This window comes from Actinophytocola algeriensis (assembly GCF_014203735.1).
GTDB lineage: Bacteria > Actinomycetota > Actinomycetes > Mycobacteriales > Pseudonocardiaceae > Actinophytocola > Actinophytocola algeriensis.
Map to the genome: position 1 here is coordinate 97136 of NZ_JACHJQ010000011.1, position 15152 is coordinate 112287.

Annotated in this window: 15 protein-coding genes; 8 read left to right on the forward strand and 7 right to left on the reverse strand. The window is 70.6% G+C overall.

All coding sequences use genetic code 11. The features are described from left to right. The first annotated feature begins 16 nt into the window (after positions 1–16). A complete protein-coding gene (locus FHR82_RS39890; RefSeq protein WP_260418185.1) occupies positions 17–346 on the forward strand; it encodes a DUF4229 domain-containing protein in 330 nt (109 codons plus the stop codon). Beyond that, on the forward strand, positions 347–1444 hold the full coding sequence (gene cds1 / locus FHR82_RS39895) for an L-cysteine desulfhydrase Cds1 (protein WP_184815846.1): 1098 nt from the start codon (positions 347–349) through the stop codon (positions 1442–1444). Here cds1 and FHR82_RS39900 read toward each other — a convergent pair. Genes FHR82_RS39900 through menE form a run of 4 tightly spaced genes read right to left on the reverse strand, consistent with a single transcriptional unit; the run spans position 1430 to position 5036 of the window. Beyond that, positions 1430–2305, reverse strand: coding sequence for a 1,4-dihydroxy-2-naphthoate polyprenyltransferase (locus FHR82_RS39900; protein WP_184815847.1), 876 nt, complete (start codon positions 2303–2305; stop codon positions 1430–1432). The two genes, cds1 and FHR82_RS39900, sit on opposite strands and share 15 nt — an antisense overlap. A 35-nt stretch (positions 2306–2340) precedes the next feature. Further along, positions 2341–3525: a DUF8814 domain-containing protein gene (locus FHR82_RS39905; RefSeq protein ID WP_184815848.1), complete on the reverse strand. Its 1185-nt coding sequence runs from the start codon at positions 3523–3525 to the stop codon at positions 2341–2343. Between the two features lie 46 nt (positions 3526–3571). Continuing rightward, positions 3572–3871, reverse strand: a complete 300-nt coding sequence (locus tag FHR82_RS39910; protein ID WP_184815849.1) for a DUF6191 domain-containing protein — start codon at positions 3869–3871, stop codon at positions 3572–3574. A gap of 43 nt (positions 3872–3914) precedes the next feature. Further along, positions 3915–5036 carry an o-succinylbenzoate--CoA ligase gene (menE, locus tag FHR82_RS39915; protein WP_311771533.1) on the reverse strand — a complete coding sequence of 374 codons (1122 nt, stop codon included), beginning with the start codon at positions 5034–5036 and terminating at the stop codon, positions 3915–3917. Between the two features lie 29 nt (positions 5037–5065). On the opposite strand from menE, the gene FHR82_RS39920 reads away from it, so the two are divergent. Next, positions 5066–5950, forward strand: coding sequence for an arylamine N-acetyltransferase family protein (locus tag FHR82_RS39920; protein ID WP_184815851.1), 885 nt, complete (start codon positions 5066–5068; stop codon positions 5948–5950). Here FHR82_RS39920 and FHR82_RS39925 read toward each other — a convergent pair. Then, entirely contained in the window at positions 5944–6855 is a 912-nt protein-coding gene (locus FHR82_RS39925) for a 1,4-dihydroxy-2-naphthoyl-CoA synthase (RefSeq protein WP_311771499.1), read from the reverse strand. The genes FHR82_RS39920 and FHR82_RS39925 overlap by 7 nt on opposite strands. A 63-nt stretch (positions 6856–6918) precedes the next feature. Between FHR82_RS39925 and FHR82_RS39930 the strand changes: the two genes are divergently transcribed. The 5 genes from FHR82_RS39930 to FHR82_RS39950 all read left to right on the forward strand — a co-directional run bounded on the left by FHR82_RS39930 (position 6919) and on the right by FHR82_RS39950 (position 11277). Continuing rightward, positions 6919–8085: a hypothetical protein gene (locus FHR82_RS39930; RefSeq protein WP_184815853.1), complete on the forward strand. Its 1167-nt coding sequence runs from the start codon at positions 6919–6921 to the stop codon at positions 8083–8085. Positions 8086–8113: 28 nt separating this feature from the next. Continuing rightward, positions 8114–9799 carry a 2-succinyl-5-enolpyruvyl-6-hydroxy-3-cyclohexene-1-carboxylic-acid synthase gene (gene menD, locus FHR82_RS39935; protein WP_184815854.1) on the forward strand — a complete coding sequence of 562 codons (1686 nt, stop codon included), beginning with the start codon at positions 8114–8116 and terminating at the stop codon, positions 9797–9799. 117 nt (positions 9800–9916) lie between these two features. Then, the gene (locus FHR82_RS39940; protein ID WP_184815855.1) at positions 9917–10096 is read left to right on the forward strand and encodes a DUF397 domain-containing protein; all 180 of its coding nucleotides are present in this window, start codon (positions 9917–9919) and stop codon (positions 10094–10096) included. Next, positions 10072–10926 (forward strand): aldo/keto reductase, encoded by an 855-nt coding sequence (locus FHR82_RS39945; RefSeq protein ID WP_311771500.1) that lies wholly within the window; start codon positions 10072–10074, stop codon positions 10924–10926. The genes FHR82_RS39940 and FHR82_RS39945 overlap by 25 nt, the downstream gene beginning before the upstream one ends. A 42-nt stretch (positions 10927–10968) precedes the next feature. After that, complete coding sequence (locus FHR82_RS39950; RefSeq protein WP_184815856.1) at positions 10969–11277, forward strand: hypothetical protein; 309 nt, start codon at positions 10969–10971, stop codon at positions 11275–11277. A gap of 249 nt (positions 11278–11526) precedes the next feature. On the opposite strand, the gene add is transcribed toward FHR82_RS39950, so the two are convergent. Together add and FHR82_RS39960 are read right to left on the reverse strand one after the other, a co-directional pair. Continuing rightward, the gene (gene add, locus FHR82_RS39955) at positions 11527–12501 is read right to left on the reverse strand and encodes an adenosine deaminase (RefSeq protein WP_184815857.1); all 975 of its coding nucleotides are present in this window, start codon (positions 12499–12501) and stop codon (positions 11527–11529) included. Positions 12502–12639: 138 nt separating this feature from the next. Continuing rightward, positions 12640–15021 (reverse strand): immune inhibitor A domain-containing protein, encoded by a 2382-nt coding sequence (locus FHR82_RS39960; RefSeq protein ID WP_184815858.1) that lies wholly within the window; start codon positions 15019–15021, stop codon positions 12640–12642. Positions 15022–15152 lie beyond the last annotated feature (131 nt).

A 15152-nucleotide genomic window follows, 5' to 3' on the forward strand; every position in this document is an offset into this window, starting at 1 on the left:
TGACACGACGAACGACATGACGAACGACGAGGTCACGATGACGAGTAACGTCATGCCCGTGGCGGAGCACAACCTCGCACGCGACCTGACGCTGTACACGGTGGGCAGGATCGCGCTGATCGCCGTGGTCACGGTCCTGCTGATGCTGTTCGAGGTGCCGTTGCTGGTGGCCGTCGCCGTCGCTGTCGTGGTCGGGTTCCCCCTGGGGCTCCTGGTGTTCCGGGGCCTCAACCACCGCGTCACGGCCGCCCTGGCCGAGCGCGGCGAGGACCGCATGAACACGCGCGAGCGCCTCCGCGCCGAACTGCGCGGCGACCAGCCAGGCCGCGACACGGACGCCGGCTAGATGGCCGAGGTCGACCGCTGTTGCGAGCAGACCCGCGACTGGGTGTGCGAGGCGGTCCGCATCATCGACGCGGACGCCAACCGCAGTGCCGACACGCACCTGCTCCCGTTCCCGCTCCCGGCCGAATGGAACGTCCGCCTTTACCTCAAGGACGAGTCGACCCACCCGACCGGCTCGCTGAAGCACCGGCTCGCGCGGTCGCTGTTCCTCTACGCGCTGTGCAACGGCTGGATCGTCGAGGGCACACCCGTCATCGAGGCGTCCTCGGGTTCGACGGCCGTGTCCGAGGCGTACTTCGCGCGCCTGCTCGGCCTGCCGTTCATCGCGGTCATGCCCAGGACGACCAGCGCGGGCAAGGTGGCGCTGATCGAACGCGAGGGCGGCCGGTGCCACTTCATCGACGAGCCGAGCCAGCTGTACGCGGAGTCGCACCGCCTCGCCGCCGAGCTGAACGGTCACTTCATGGACCAGTTCACCCACGCCGAGCGGGCCACCGACTGGCGCGGCAACAACAACATCGCCGAGTCGATCTTCGAGCAGATGGCGCTCGAGCCGCACCCGGAGCCGGAGTGGGTCGTCGTCGGCGCCGGCACCGGCGGCACCAGCGCCACGATCGGCCGCTACATCCGCTACCAGCGCCGACGCACCCGCCTCGCGGTCGTCGACCCCGAGCACTCGGTGTTCTTCGAGGCATGGCGCGACACCGTGCCGGACCTCACCGCGTGCCAGGGCTCACGGATCGAGGGCATCGGCCGCCCCCGCGTCGAGCCGTCGTTCGTCGGCCAGGTCATCGACCGCATGATGAAGGTCCCGGACGCGGCGTCCCTGGCCACCATCCACGCCGTGGAGCCGATCCTTGGCCGTCGCGTGGGCGGCTCGACCGGCACCAACCTGTGGGGCACGTTCCAGATCGTGGCGGAACTCCGCGCCGCAGGCCGCGCGGGCAGCGTGGTGACCCTGCTGTGCGACGGCGGCGAGCGCTACGCGAACACCTACTACGACGCCGACTGGCTCGCCGCCCACAACCTGGACCTGGCTCCCCACAAGGAAATCGTGACCAAGTTCCTGACCACCGGCGAGTGGTCAGGACAGGGCTAGCGCCACCCCGGTCAGCACGGCCCACGCCAGCATCGCGAGCGACGTGTCCCGCAGCACGGGGATCAGCGCCATCCCGTCGCTGCCGCGGGTGACCGTGCGCACGGCCGGGGCCACCAGCACCGCCGCCAGCAGGCCGAGCAACAGCCACGGGTGCGCGATCGCCGTGAGCACGCTCACCACGAAGGGGATCGCGACCAGGGCGACGTACAGGACGCGCGTGCCGCGGTCGCCGAGGCGGACGGCCATCGTGATCTTGCCGGCGGTCTGGTCCGTGGGCAGGTCGCGCAGGTTGTTCGCCACCAGGACGCCTGCCGAGATCGAGCCGAGCGCCACCGCGCCCGCCGCGCCCGGCCAGGTCAGCTCGCCCGCCTGCACGTACAGCGTGCCGAGAACGGCGACCGGGCCGAAGAACGCGAACACCGCGACCTCACCCCAGCCCGCGTACCCGTATGGCCTCGGGCCGCCCGTGTAGAACCACGCCGCCGCCACCGACACGACGCCGATGCTGATCAGCCACCAGTGCCCCGTCAGCGCCACGAGCACCAGCCCGGCCACGCCGGCCACGCCGAAGCAGACGAACGCCGCCAGCCTCACCGCGGACGCCGACGCGACACCGGACGCCACCAGCCGCAGCGGACCCACGCGTGTGTCGTCCGTGCCCCGGATGCCGTCGGAGTAGTCGTTGGCGTAGTTCACGCCCACCTGCAACGCCAGCGACACCACCAGTGCGAGCAGCGACGCCCACCAGTTGAACTCGCCGATCGCGCCCGCGGCGCCTGCCCCCACGATCACCGGCGCGACCGAGTTCGGCAGCGTCCGAACCCGCGCACCGGCAACCCACTGTCCTGCGGTTGCGGCCATGGCCCCATCTAACTAGCAGGGCCGTGCGGTGCTGATCAGCAGGTCGGCACTGGTGACGCGCCAGGTCCGTAGGCCACGTGGGCAGCCGACACGAACATGCCCTCGGCGAGCCGGTACCACTGGTTCGTCGTGCCCTGTGAGCCCGTGACCTGCTCACCGGCCACCACGCACTCGATGCGTACCTGAGCGTGTTTCGCCGCGAGGCCCACGTTGGGCGACTGGCTGTTCGGCCCGGGCCGCACGTTCAACACCGGACCGGGTGTGTCCACGAACCCGTGCGGGTGCGTGCCGGTCCACTGGTAGGTCACCGTGACCCACGCGTTGTTCTTGAGCTTCAGCCCGTCCCAGAACGTGCCGTCCGCCAGGTCGATGCCCGCCGGGTTCTTCACCTTCCGGCCAAACTGGTCCTTTCCGCCGTTGTAGCCGTCCTCGTACGCCGCCTGTGACGCGGGCTTGCCCTGCGGCAGGTCGCCCCACTGCTGCCGCACCTCGGGCGCCGCCCAGTAGTCGTCCCGCGTGTTCCACGGGCCGACGTCCCACGTCGGTGCCCACTCACACCGGCCGTTGGCCGCGCACACCCGCACGCTGTAGTCACCGGCTCCCTTCGCCGACAGCCCCCGCCGCGAGGGCAGCGCCACGAAGTGGTCCCGCGCCACGATCTTGTGCCCGTTGGCCGTGGTGTGGCCGACCAGACCCTCCCGCGTCGCGAACACCCGGTACGTCAGCCCCGGCTGCGGTGCCGGTGCCCGCTGTCCGGCGGCCGGTGTGATCGTCAGCGCGTCGACCGTGGGTGACGCCACCCCGTCCGGCGCGCTGAGCACGACCCGGACCTCGACGTCCTTCGCCGCGCCGGTCAGCACGCCCGGCGCGCCGGGCCGGATCTCCGCCCACTCGGTCCACCGCCCGGCGGCCCGCCCGCGCACGTCCACTGCCACCTCGGCACCGTCCGGCACGGTGCTGGTGACCGTGGCCGTGAAGGCGTTCGCCGCGGTGGCGAGCGTGTGCGGGTACACGGCCATGCCGGTGCGTGCCGCCGAGTCGGCGCTCGCCGCGCGGTTGTCGTCGGACCCGAGCCGGACCGGGCCGGTCTCGACGTTCGTGCTGCCCGCGGCGGGCTCGGCGAGGTCGACCTGCCAGCCGGTGGCGGCGGAAGCCGTGGGGACCGCGAGAAACGAGCTGGTGAGCACCATGCCGACCAGCAGGTAACGGCTCAGCTTCATGCAATGGAGCCAAGACGGCTCTCGTTGATCTCGCAACCGGAAGGAATCACCGATCGGGTAATCGGTCCCTCAGCACGATCCGGTTGCCGTCCAGGTCGACCTTCATCGCGGGCGGCGCCCCGTCATCCTCGTCCTCCCGCATCATCAGTGAGTGGTTCCGCTGGTCAAGGTCGTGCCGCTTGCCCGCACCCATGAACGCGTCGAGCTCCTCGAACCCGGCTGCCGACACCGGTGTGCCCTCGCGCTTGCGCCGCCACGGGAGCCAGCTGCGGTTGGTCGCCCAGAGGCCGAACCGTTCGAGGGCAGCCACCAGTACGAGCAGGAACACCAGCCCGGGTAGTGACATGGCCCACAGAACTCCCATGCCGTCCCAACGCGTGGCGCGGCGGTCATGTTCCGCGCAGCAGGTCTTTTACCCCGTTCCGGTCCACCTTGCCGGGGCCGCGCAACGGAAGGTGATCGGCGAACCGCACGAGCTTCGGCGCCGCGGGCCCGCCGAGCCGCTCCCGCACCGCGGCGCGCAACGCGCTGACCTCGGGCGGGTTCGCGGGATCGGCGGGTACGACGACGGCGGCCACCAGTTGCCCCCACTCCTCGCTCGGCAGGTCCACGACACACGCCTCGGCGACACCCGACTGGGCGGTCAGCACCTCCTCGACCGCGGCGGGTGCCACCTTCACCCCGCCCGTGTTGATCATGAAGTCGGCGCGGCCGAGGACGTCGAGCGTCCCGTCCGGCCGCAGCTCGCCGAGATCCGTGGTGCGGAACCAGCCGTCGATGAACGCCTGCGCCGTCGCGGCCGGGTCCAGCCGGTACCCGCTCGCGAGCACGGGTCCGGCCAGGTGGATCACGCCGTGGGCGAGCCGCACCCGCACGCCGTCCAGTGGCCTGCCGTCGTACACGCAGCCGCCCGCGGTCTCGGACATGCCGTAGGTCGTGCTGATCGTCACCCCGGCCGCGCGCGCACGAGCGAGCAGTGGGCCTGGCGTCGCCGCACCACCGAGGAGGACGGCGTCGAACGTCCGCAGGGCGTCCAGGCCCGCGGGGTCGTCGAGGAGCCGCAGCAGTTGTGTCGGCACGAGCGAGGTGTAGCGGCGCGGCCCGGTCATCGCGGCCACCGCGTCGGCAAACGCTTGCGTGCCACGGAGTACCGGCGGCAGGCCCGCCAGCAGTGACCGGACGATCACCTGCACGCCCGCGATGTGGTGGGCGGGCAGGGTCAGCAACCACTGGCCTGGCCCGCCGAGCCGCGCGTGCGTCGCGGCGGCGGACGCCGACAGCGCGGCGGCGGACAGCTCAACGCCCTTGGCCGCGCCGGTCGACCCGGACGTCGCGACGACGACCGCGGTCCCGGCACGAACCGGTTTTTCCGGTTTCATGGCAACACGCAGCCCGGTCGACCGCGGATCAAAGGGTGACAACGGCAAAACCGCGGGTCCGCCGTTCAGAGCGGCGGCCAGCGCGGTCACGATCGCGGAGTTGTCCACAGGCGTCAGCAACACAATCGAGATTGTCGGTCACCGCACATAAGCTCCGCGCCATGACATCAACCAGGCCGGCTGTCGACGAGTCGCTCAGGGACGCTTACCTGCGCAGACTGGGCTTCGGCACGCCGCCACCCGCCACCGTGGAGACGCTCCACGCGGTGCACAGGGCGCAGGTCGAGCGCGTGCCGTACGAGTCCGTGTGGGTCTGGTTGGGCGAGCGCCGCACGATCGAGCCGCTCGACTCGGTCCGCTACCTGGTGAGCGGCCGGGGCGGCTACTGCTACCACCAGAATGGCGCGCTGGCCACGCTCCTTGGCTGGCTGGGCTTCCGCGTGCACTGGCACGCCGGCGGCGTGCAGGGGCACCCGGACGCGAAGCCGAACGTGGACGGCAACCACCTGGCGCTGACCGTGAGCGGCCTGCCGTCCGACGACAACCCCGGCGGCGAGTGGTTCATGGACGTCGGCCTCGGCGACGGGCTGATCGAGCCGGTGCCGTTACGCACCGGCACCTATACACAGGGTCCGCACACCTACGGCTTACGCCCGTCGGAGATCGCGCCGGGTGGCTGGCGGTTGGACGCCGACGAGTCGATGTCCCTGCACGGCATGGACTTCACGCCCGGCGAAGCGACCGCGGCCGACCTCGTGGCCGAGCACGAGCGCCTCCAGTCGGCGCCCGACTCGAGCTTCGTGCGCACGCTGGTGGCGTTTCGCCGCGACGTGGGCGGCGTCGACTTCTTACGCGGCCGCGTGCTCAAACGCCTTGACACCACTGGAGAAACCACTCGGGAGCTGACCTCCGCCCCCGAGTGGCACACCTGCCTCGCCGACGTGTTCGGCCTTCCGCTGTCCGATGTGGACACAGAGAGAAAGACGTTGTTGTGGAACAGAGTCACGGCAGCCCACGAGAAATGGCTCGCCGGTTCACGTCAGTAGTAGTACGGAAAGCGCGACCAATCGGGCCCGCGCTTCTCCAGGAACGAGTCGCGGCCCTCGACCGCTTCGTCGGTCATGTACGCGAGGCGTGTCGTCTCGCCCGCGAAAAGCTGCTGCCCGACCAGCCCGTCGTCGATCAGGTTGAACGCGTACTTCAGCATCCGCTGCGCCGTCGGCGACTTGCCGTTGATCTCCGCCGCCCATTCCAGGGCCGTCGCCTCCAGCTCCGCGTGCGGCACGACCGCGTTGACCGCGCCCATCCGGTGCATGTCGCCGGCGGTGTAGGTGCGGCCGAGGAAGAAGATCTCCCGCGCGAACTTCTGTCCGACCTGCCGCGCGAGGTAGGCGGAGCCGAAGCCGCCGTCGAAGCTGCCGACGTCGGCGTCGGTCTGCTTGAACCGAGCGTGCTCCTCGCTCGCGATGGTGAGGTCGCAGGTGACGTGCAGGCTGTGGCCGCCGCCGGCGGCCCAGCCCGGGACGACCGCGATCACGACCTTCGGCATGAACCGGATGAGCCGCTGGCACTCGAGGATGTGCAGCCGCCCGGCCCGCGCTGGGTCGACCGTCTCCGCCGTCTCGCCCGCCGCGTACTGGTAGCCCGTGCGCCCGCGGATCCGCTGGTCACCCCCGGAGCAGAACGCCCAGCCGCCGTCGCGCGGCGATGGGCCGTTGCCGGTCAGCAGGACACACCCGACGTCGGGGGTCATCCTGGCGTGGTCGAGCGCGCGGTACAGCTCGTCCACCGTGTGGGGCCGGAACGCGTTGCGCACCTCGGGGCGGTCGAAGGCGATCCGCACGGCGCCGGTCGAGACGGCCCGGTGGTAGGTGATGTCGGTGAAGTCGAACCCCTCGACGACCTGCCAGGCGGTCGGGTCGAACAGCTCGGACACGGTCGGGGTAGCCACGGAACCGAGCATATGGGTGCGCCGCGATCGCGGGGTTTCGGACCGTCGTGCCAAGCTGGGGCCATGCGGGATGTCGAGGCGGTCGTGGCGGAGCTCGCGGACCGCGACGACGCCGGGCTGGTGGTCGCGGCCTGCTGGTACGACGTCTCGAACGACCGCCCGAACTACCTCATGTCGCAGTTCGACGTGCAGAACTTCCTGTGGCTCACGCTGCCGCAGCTGCTCCGCGAGCCGCCCGCCGACCTGGACCCGATGCCCGGCTGGCAGCCGGTCGTCGATGCGGCGGCGTGGTTCTTCGAGCAGCTCGACCAGCCCCGGTACGCGGCGCTGTGCCGCGCCGACCGGACGCGGGAGATCCTGGAGGCCGGGGACGACCCGCTGTACAGCTTCGAGCTGTACGCGATGGCCACCCACGAGTCGGGCATCATGCCGCCCTCGGGGCTGAGCATCACCTGGCTGGACCGGCCAGGGCCGCGAGAGGAGGCCCTGTACGACGCGATCACCAGGGCGCTCGAGCGCGCCATCGCGTCGGGTGAGCTGGACCCGGCGGACGAGTCGAAACGCCTCGCGGTGGCGGTGGGTGTGCTCGACCAGCCGCCGGACGGCCACACGGAGACGATGCAGGAGCTGATGCTGGCCGAGCGCTTGGCCCGGCTGCACGCCATGAGCGGCAGCCAGACCCTGCGTGAGCTGCTGGTCAGGGTCGCGCCGGACGTCGCGAACCCGGTGGACCTGACCCCGGAGGTCCTGCTGGCGGGCACGCGGCCGCTCGCCCAGGTGGTGCACGAGGGCGACGGCCCGCCGGGCATGACAGCGGTCGCCAGGAAGTTCGGGCTGCTGGACGGCGACGGGGAGCGTACCGGCGATGGTGACCGCGCGCTGGGCCACCCGGTGCAGCTGTTCGAGGCGGTGGTGAACGGTGTCGCGGCACCGGCCGACCCGCTGGCGCGGCAGGCGGCGCTGCCGCTGCTGGCCATGCTCGTGCTCGCGGACACCGTCGACGTCGAGATGCTGGTCGACCGCCTGGGCATAGTGTTCTTCGAGACAGGCACGCACGACCTTCCCGAGCCGAGCGATACCGTGCGGGAGGTGGTCGCGGAGCTGCTGGCCGACATGCACACGGCAGGCGTGCTGACCGCCCCCGGCGAGCACCAGCGCCTGACCGACTACGGCAGGCGGGTGGCGGTGACCGGGATCCGGGCGCGGGCGATGCAGGGAGTGGACCAATGAGCGTGCGAACCGTGGGGGCGGGTGGCGCGTGAACCCCTCCACAGCCCAGGCCACGGTCATCGTCGACGAGCTGATCCGCAACGACGTGCGGCACGTCGTCGTGTGCCCGGGGTCCCGCAACGCGGCCATCGCCATGGCGCTGCACGAGGCCGCCGGAGCGGGGCGGCTCACCATGCACGTCCGCATCGACGAACGGTCCGCGGGCTTCCTCGCGCTCGGGCTCGCCAAGGCGAGCGGGCGGCCTGCCGCGGTGGCCTGCACGTCCGGCACCGCCGTCGCCAACCTGCACCCCGCGGTGCTCGAAGCGTTCCACTCGGGTGTCGGCATCCTCCTGCTCACCGCCGACCGCCCGCCGGAGCTGCACGGCAGCGGCGCCAACCAGACCATCGACCAGCGCGGCCTGTTCGGCCCGGCCGCGGTCACGGTCGAGTTCCCCGTCGCGGAGCGGCGCGACGGCCAGAACCAGGTGTGGCGTGGTCTTGTCTGCCGTGCGGTCGCGCAGGCCGAGGCGGGGCGACCGGTGCAGGTCAACATGCCCTTCCGCGAGCCGCTGGTGCCCACGTTCGAGCCGCGCTGGCCAGAGGCGCTCGACGGCAGGCCGGCAGGCCTGCGCTGGACGACCTCGGCCGCGCCGGTCTCGATGGCGGGCAGCCGAGTCGACTTCCCGCTGCCTGCGAGGACCTTGATGGTCTTCGGCAGTGGTCGCGACGACCGGGCGAGTGCCGCGGCCGCCGTCGCCGCGAGTGCGGGGTGGCCCGCGGTCGCCGAGCCGTCCGGGCAGGCGGCGGCGCTCGCGGGTGGCGTCGGCGTGCTCCGCTGCGGCGCGTTGCTGCTCGCGGCGGGTGAGCTGCCGGAGTCGTTGCGTCCGGAGGCCGTCGTGGTGGTCGGCCGTCCCACGCTGTCGCGCGGTGTGCGTGGCCTCATGGGCCGCGCGCCGGTGTACGGCATCGGCGACCATCCACAGTGGACGGACCCGCAGTACGTCGCCACACATGTGCGGGGCTGGCTGGACCTCGACGACATGTCGCGGGTGGACGGTCTGGACCCGGAGTGGTTACCGGCCTGGCGGCACGCCGACGCCGCCGCGGTCAACGCCGTGGAAAAGCTGCTGGCGGAACAGGAATGGCCGACCGGGCTGCAGATCGCGGCGGAGGTGATGGACGCGGTGCCCGCCGGGGCGGCGCTGTTCATCGGTTCGTCGAACCCGGTGCGGGACGTGGACCTGGTCGCCGAGCCGAGGTCGGACGTGGCGATCCACGCCAACCGCGGTGTGGCGGGCATCGACGGCAACGTGTCGACGGCCGCGGGCATGGCACTGGCCACCGACCGCCCGGCGTACGCGCTGATCGGCGACCTGACGCTGCTGCACGACCTGAACGGACTGCTGGTCGGCCCGCCGGAACGACGCCCGGACCTGACGATCGTCGTGCACAACGACGACGGCGGCGGCATCTTCGCGTTGCTGGAACAGGGCGCGGCGGAGTACCAGCCGAGCTTCGAGCGCGTGTTCGGCACACCGCACGGCGCGGACCTGGAGTCGTTGTGCCGCGGCTACCACGTGGCCCACACCCGGGTCCGCACCTCGGACGAGTTACGCGAGGCCCTCGCTCCCGGGCGAGGGCTGCGTGTCGTCGAGGTCAGGTCGAACCGGGCGTTGTTGCGTGACCTGCATGCCCGCCTCCGTGCCACGGTGGCGGACGCCGCGCTGCGCTGACAGCGGTGTTTCGTACAGGCGGCGTTCCTACAGGCGGCGTTCGTGCAGGCAGTGGAGGATCGTCATGGGCTGGGTCGGCTAGGGTCACGGCGAATTGACCGGATTGAGGAGCATCGGATGATGGCACCGGATCTGTCGAGGCTCGTGTGGCACAGAAGCAGCCGGAGTGGTGGCGGCCGGTGCGTCGAGGTCGCGTCCATCGAAGGCGTGCTCGCCATGGTGCGGGACTCGAAGGACCCGGCGGGGCCGGTGCTGGCATTCCCGGTGTCGTCGTGGACGTCGTTCCTGTCGAGGTGAGCACCTGGCTTCTCGGGGACCGGCGCGTCAACCGTCTCGGGTTCGGGGCCATGCGGCTGCCCCAGACCGGTGCCGCGTTCGAACCCGGCAGCCCGCCGCGGGACCGCGACCAGTCGATCGCCGTGCTGCGCACGGCGGTCGAACTCGGCGTCAACCACATCGACACCGCGGCGTTCTACTTCTCGGCGCTGCGGTCGGCCAACGAGCTGATCAACTCCGCGTTGTCGCCGTACCCGGACGACCTGGTCATCGCCACCAAGGTGGGGCCGAGCCGGGAGCCGTCCGGGGAGTGGCGGTCGCCCGCGGGCCCTGGTGAACTGCGCGGCCAGGTCGAGGAGAACCTCCGCCAGCTCGGGCGGGACCACCTCGACCTCGTGTACCTCCGCGCCGAGGGACCGGGTGACATCACCGACCGGTTCGCCGCGCTCGCCGAGCTGCGGCAGGCCGGGTTGATCCGGCACCTGGGCATCTCCGCGGTCGGGCCGCGGCAGCTCGCGCAGGCGCGGGCGGTGGCGCCGGTGGTGGCCGTGCAGAACTCGTACGGTCTCGGTTACCGCGCACAGCAGGACGAGTTCATCCGCCTGTGCGGTGAGCAGAACGTGGCGTTCGTGCCGTTCTTCTCCATCGCGGGCGCCAATCGCGAAGCCGGTGGCGGCACCGACGCGGCGGTCCGTCTCGCGTGGACACTCGCACGCGGTCCGCACGTCCTCGTGATCCCGGGCACCGGCGATCCGGGGCACCTCGCGGAGAACGTCGCCGCGGCTGAGCTGCGGTTGTCCGACGAAGAGCTGGCCAGGCTCGACGAACTGCACCGCACAGGGAGCGCATGACGATCTCCCCGCGGGCGGTTCGTGCGTAGCGCCGGGGAATGCGTGCATTACTCGGCGCGGCCGAAGTCCCTGGTGCCGGACGACAGCCGGTTGCTGGTCGTCGTCACCTACCGCGACGTCCCCAGCAGCCGCGAGCTCGACGGGCGCGTCGGGTGGAGCCGGATCCCCGGCGGGGCCGCCGCGCTCGGTGAACCGCACATCGCCCGCTGGTGGTTCCCCGGCGACGACCACCCGCGCGACAAGGCCACCTACGACGTCTCGATCGCCGTGCCGAAGGCACCGCCGCCGAGGTCGCGCGGTACTACTACGACCTCTACCCGGCGGACAACGCGTTCTGGCAGACCGTCGTGACCGACCCCGGGCCCGGCGACGCCAACTTCGCCACCGCCGTCTACCGCCGCGGCGCGATGGCGTTGCAGGCCGTGCGAGAGACGATCGGCGACGGCCCGTTCTTCGAGCTGCTGAAGAAGTGGCCGGCGGGGAAGAAGTTCGGCAACGCGACGGCAGCCGAGTTCGAGGCGATGGCGGAGCAGGTGTCCCACCAGGACCTCGACGCGCTGTTCGACACGTGCCTGCCTCAGTCGTGCACCTGCGCTGAGGTCACAGCGCGGCGAGCCGGTCGAGCACCTCCTGCCGCACGGCGGGCGGTGCCCACGACGCCTCGATCGCGTTGCGCTGCAACGTGATCATCTCGTCGCGGGTCAGGTCCAGCTCCTGCTGCACGGTGACCAGGTTCTCCAGCACGTACGCGGTGAAGTAGGCCGGGTCGTCGGAGTTCACGGTCACGCGCACCCCTTCGTCGAGGAGGCGCCGCAGCTCCGCGGACTTCGTGCCGTCGGTGACGAACCGGTTCGACACCGGGCACAGCGTCAGGCCGATCCCTCGGCGCTTCACCTCGGCGACGAGCTCGGCGTCGGCGAGGATGTTGACGCCGTGGTCGACGCGGTCGACCCCGATGTCCATGACCGCCTGCCGGATGTGCTTGACCGAGTCCTGCTGGTCGACGTCGCAGTGCATGGTGAGCAGGTAGCCCTCCTGCCGCGCCCGCGCGAACACGGCGGCGAACTTGGCCGGCGGGTTGCCGCGCTCGTCCGAGTCCAGGCCGACGCCGACGATCCAGTCCTTGTACGGCAACGACTCCAGGAGCGTTGCCATCGCGTACTCGGCCTGGAAGTCCCGCAGGAAGCACATGATCAGCTGCGAGTGGAGACCGAGGATGCGGCGCGCGTCGAGCTGTGCGCGGCGCAGCCCGCGGATCACCGTGCTGAACGGGACGCCGCGGGACGTGTGGCCCTGCGGGTCGAAGAAGATCTCCGCGTACACGACGCCCTGGGCCGCGGCCTTCTCGAAGTACGCGTACGCCAGCTCGTAGAAGTCGGGTTCGTGCACGAGCACCGACATGCCCTCGTAGTAGCCGACGAGGAACGACGTGAGGTCGTGGAAGTCGTAGTCGGGTCGCGGCGGCAGCGAGACACCGTTGCGCGCGGCGAGCCGGTCGCGCAGCGCGGGCTCCAACGTGCCCTCGATGTGCAGGTGCAGCTCACACTTCGGCATCTGCCGGATGAAGTCCTCCATGGGAGGAGCGTAGGACGTGACGGTGGACGTGCCCGTGGTCGCGCTGCGTGCACGGAACCGGCGCGGCTGTCCCGGGGCGACTCGGCTGTGGACAGACGAAGGGCCCCGCACGCTGTGCGGGGCCCTTCGCCGTGGGAGTTACTTCGTGCCGATCCTGATCTTCATGGACGTCCCGTTCGTCGACACGACCCGGATGGTCGTGCCGGTGGCCGGGAGTTTCACGCCCGCGTTGGGCTGCTCGGCGTACCAGTACTTCCTGGTGTCGTCGAACAGCGGGACCGCTGCCTGGCCGCGGATGTAGCTCGGCTTGCCGTTCACGTGGAGGGTGAACGACGAGGCCTTGTTGAGCGAGAACGGCGCGTCGTAGCCCGAGACCCGCTCACGCCACGGCTGGCCTTCCAGGTTGTAGATCGGCGCCGGGTGGGCGTCGACCGGCAGGACCAGGCCGCTGCCCTGGTGCTGGCTGGTGTTGTTGTCCGAGTAGGACGTGTCCCAGTACCAGACACCGAGGCCGGTCTCGTACGGGAAGTGCTCCACCCAGTCCGGGTTGGCCGGGTTGACCAGGTTGTACGGGCCCGTCTTCATGTACTGGTCGTAGGACTCGTACGTGCGGTTCGACGCGATGTAGAAGTTGTCGAACAGCACGGTCTCGGTGGCCTGCGCGGCGCGGAAGCCGTCGAGCGTCCAGCCGTTGGCGCCGTCCTCGGCACCGTCGGTGAAGACCGGTGCGCCGTCGGCGGTGATCGTGATCTCGTCGGCGAAGAAGCCGTCCTCGGCCACGGCGCCGTCGGTCTTGTACCGGAACCGCAGCTGGGCCGACGTGCCCGCGAGCGAGTCGAGCGGCACGTTCATGTCGGCCCACTGGCCCTCGGACGAGCCGGTCAGCGCGGGCTGGTTGTCGGCGTCACGCGAGAACGGCTGGCCGTCCACGGTGCCGTCGAGCGTCTGCCACGTGGCACCGCCGTCGGTCGACGCCTGCACGTACAGGTAGTCGAAGTCCACCTCGATCGAGTACCTGGCCTGCAGGTCGAGCGTGGCGCTCGTCTTGCCGGTCAGGTCCACCGTGCGGGTCATCGAGGTGTCGATGTCGTCGCCCTTGGTGCTCCACCACTGGTTCTCACCGGCGGCGGGCTGGCCGTGGTCGAACTCGACCGGCTTGTCCGGCAGCACCACGACGACCGCCTGCGGCTTCGACGAGTTGTACTCGTGCGGGCCGAGGTTGAGCGTCTTCGACTGACCGGCCACCACGACCTCGTAGTCCAGCCAGCCCAGCTGCAGCTTCGACCACGGGTCCATGTCGTTGACCCGCGAGCCCAGCACCTCACCGGGGCCGGACACGCGCTGCTGCGCCATCAGCGACCACCAGTTCACGTGGTTCTGGCCGCCGCTGCCGGAGAAGTCGTACAGGTCCGGCAGACCGAGGTCGTGACCGTACTCGTGCGCGAACACGCCGATGCCGCCGTTCTCCGGCTGCACCGTGTAGTCGCCGACCCAGAGGCCGGTGGTGCCGATCTGGACGCCGCCCTGGAGGTTGCCGTCCGGGCCGGAGGTGGTGTTCGAGAACGCGAAGGAGCGGTGGCTCCACACGGCGTCCTCACCCTGGATCGGGTCGCCGTCGGCCTGGTCGCCGCCCGCGTGCACGATCTGGAAGTGGTCGATGTAGCCGTCGGCCTCGTCGAAGTTGCCGTCGCCGTCGTAGTCGTTGCGGTCCCACACGTCGTACTCGGCGAGCTGGGCCTTGACCTCGGCCTCGGGCACACCGGCCGCGATCTGGTCGGCGTACCACTGGTTCACGCCGTCGGCGACGAGCGAGTACGAGTTGCTGCAGACGTTGCCGGTGCACGGGTAGCCGTTGGAGCGGCCGTACCGGGCCTCGTTGTAGCGGACCTTCACCCAGTCGGTGACGTAGCCCTCGACGGAGTACCGGCCTGACGACTGCTTGTCGTAGTAGTTCGCGACCGAGTCCGCGCCCGGGTCGGTCGAGAAGTACAGCTCCTGGAAGTGCTCGCGGCCGTAGTCGGCCTGCCAGATCGTGGAGTTGTCCTTCGAGCGGTCCGGCTCGGGGATCTCGTTGTGCAGCGGGCCGTCGAACTTGACCGGGCCGACCGTGTTGGGGTCGGTGTCCTGGTCGGGGTAGTTCGGGTGCCGCTCGTTGCCGAACTCGGCGAGCACGACGAAGATCTTGTCGGTCTTCTCGCGGCCCAGTTCGACGTATTGGTCGACTTTGCCCGTCTTCGACCGGTTCTTGGTCTTCGGCGCGGCTTTCTCACCCATCTTGACGACGGTGCTGCTGCCGCGTTTCTCGGTTTTCTTCTCGCCGCTGAGCACATCGGAAAGAGCTTCCTGGCGCAGTGCGCGGCGCTTCTCCTCAGCGGGGCTTGGCAGGTCGTCCACCGGCGCGGCCACGGCTTTCGCCTGGTCCCCGGCCGGTGGCGCCGCCTGCGCGGTCGGTCCGAGTGCCGTCAGCCCAGCCGCCACCACGGCGACGCTCGTCAGGCCGACGAGAATTCTTCGTTGCAACGCATCCTCCAGGATCCTCGGCGCTGATCACCCGATGGGCTGACCACGCGCGCTGCGAGATATTACGTACAGCGAATATCTTTCGGACCCGACGAAAGGAGTAATCCAAAAGGAGTAGGCAGTTCGGGTTG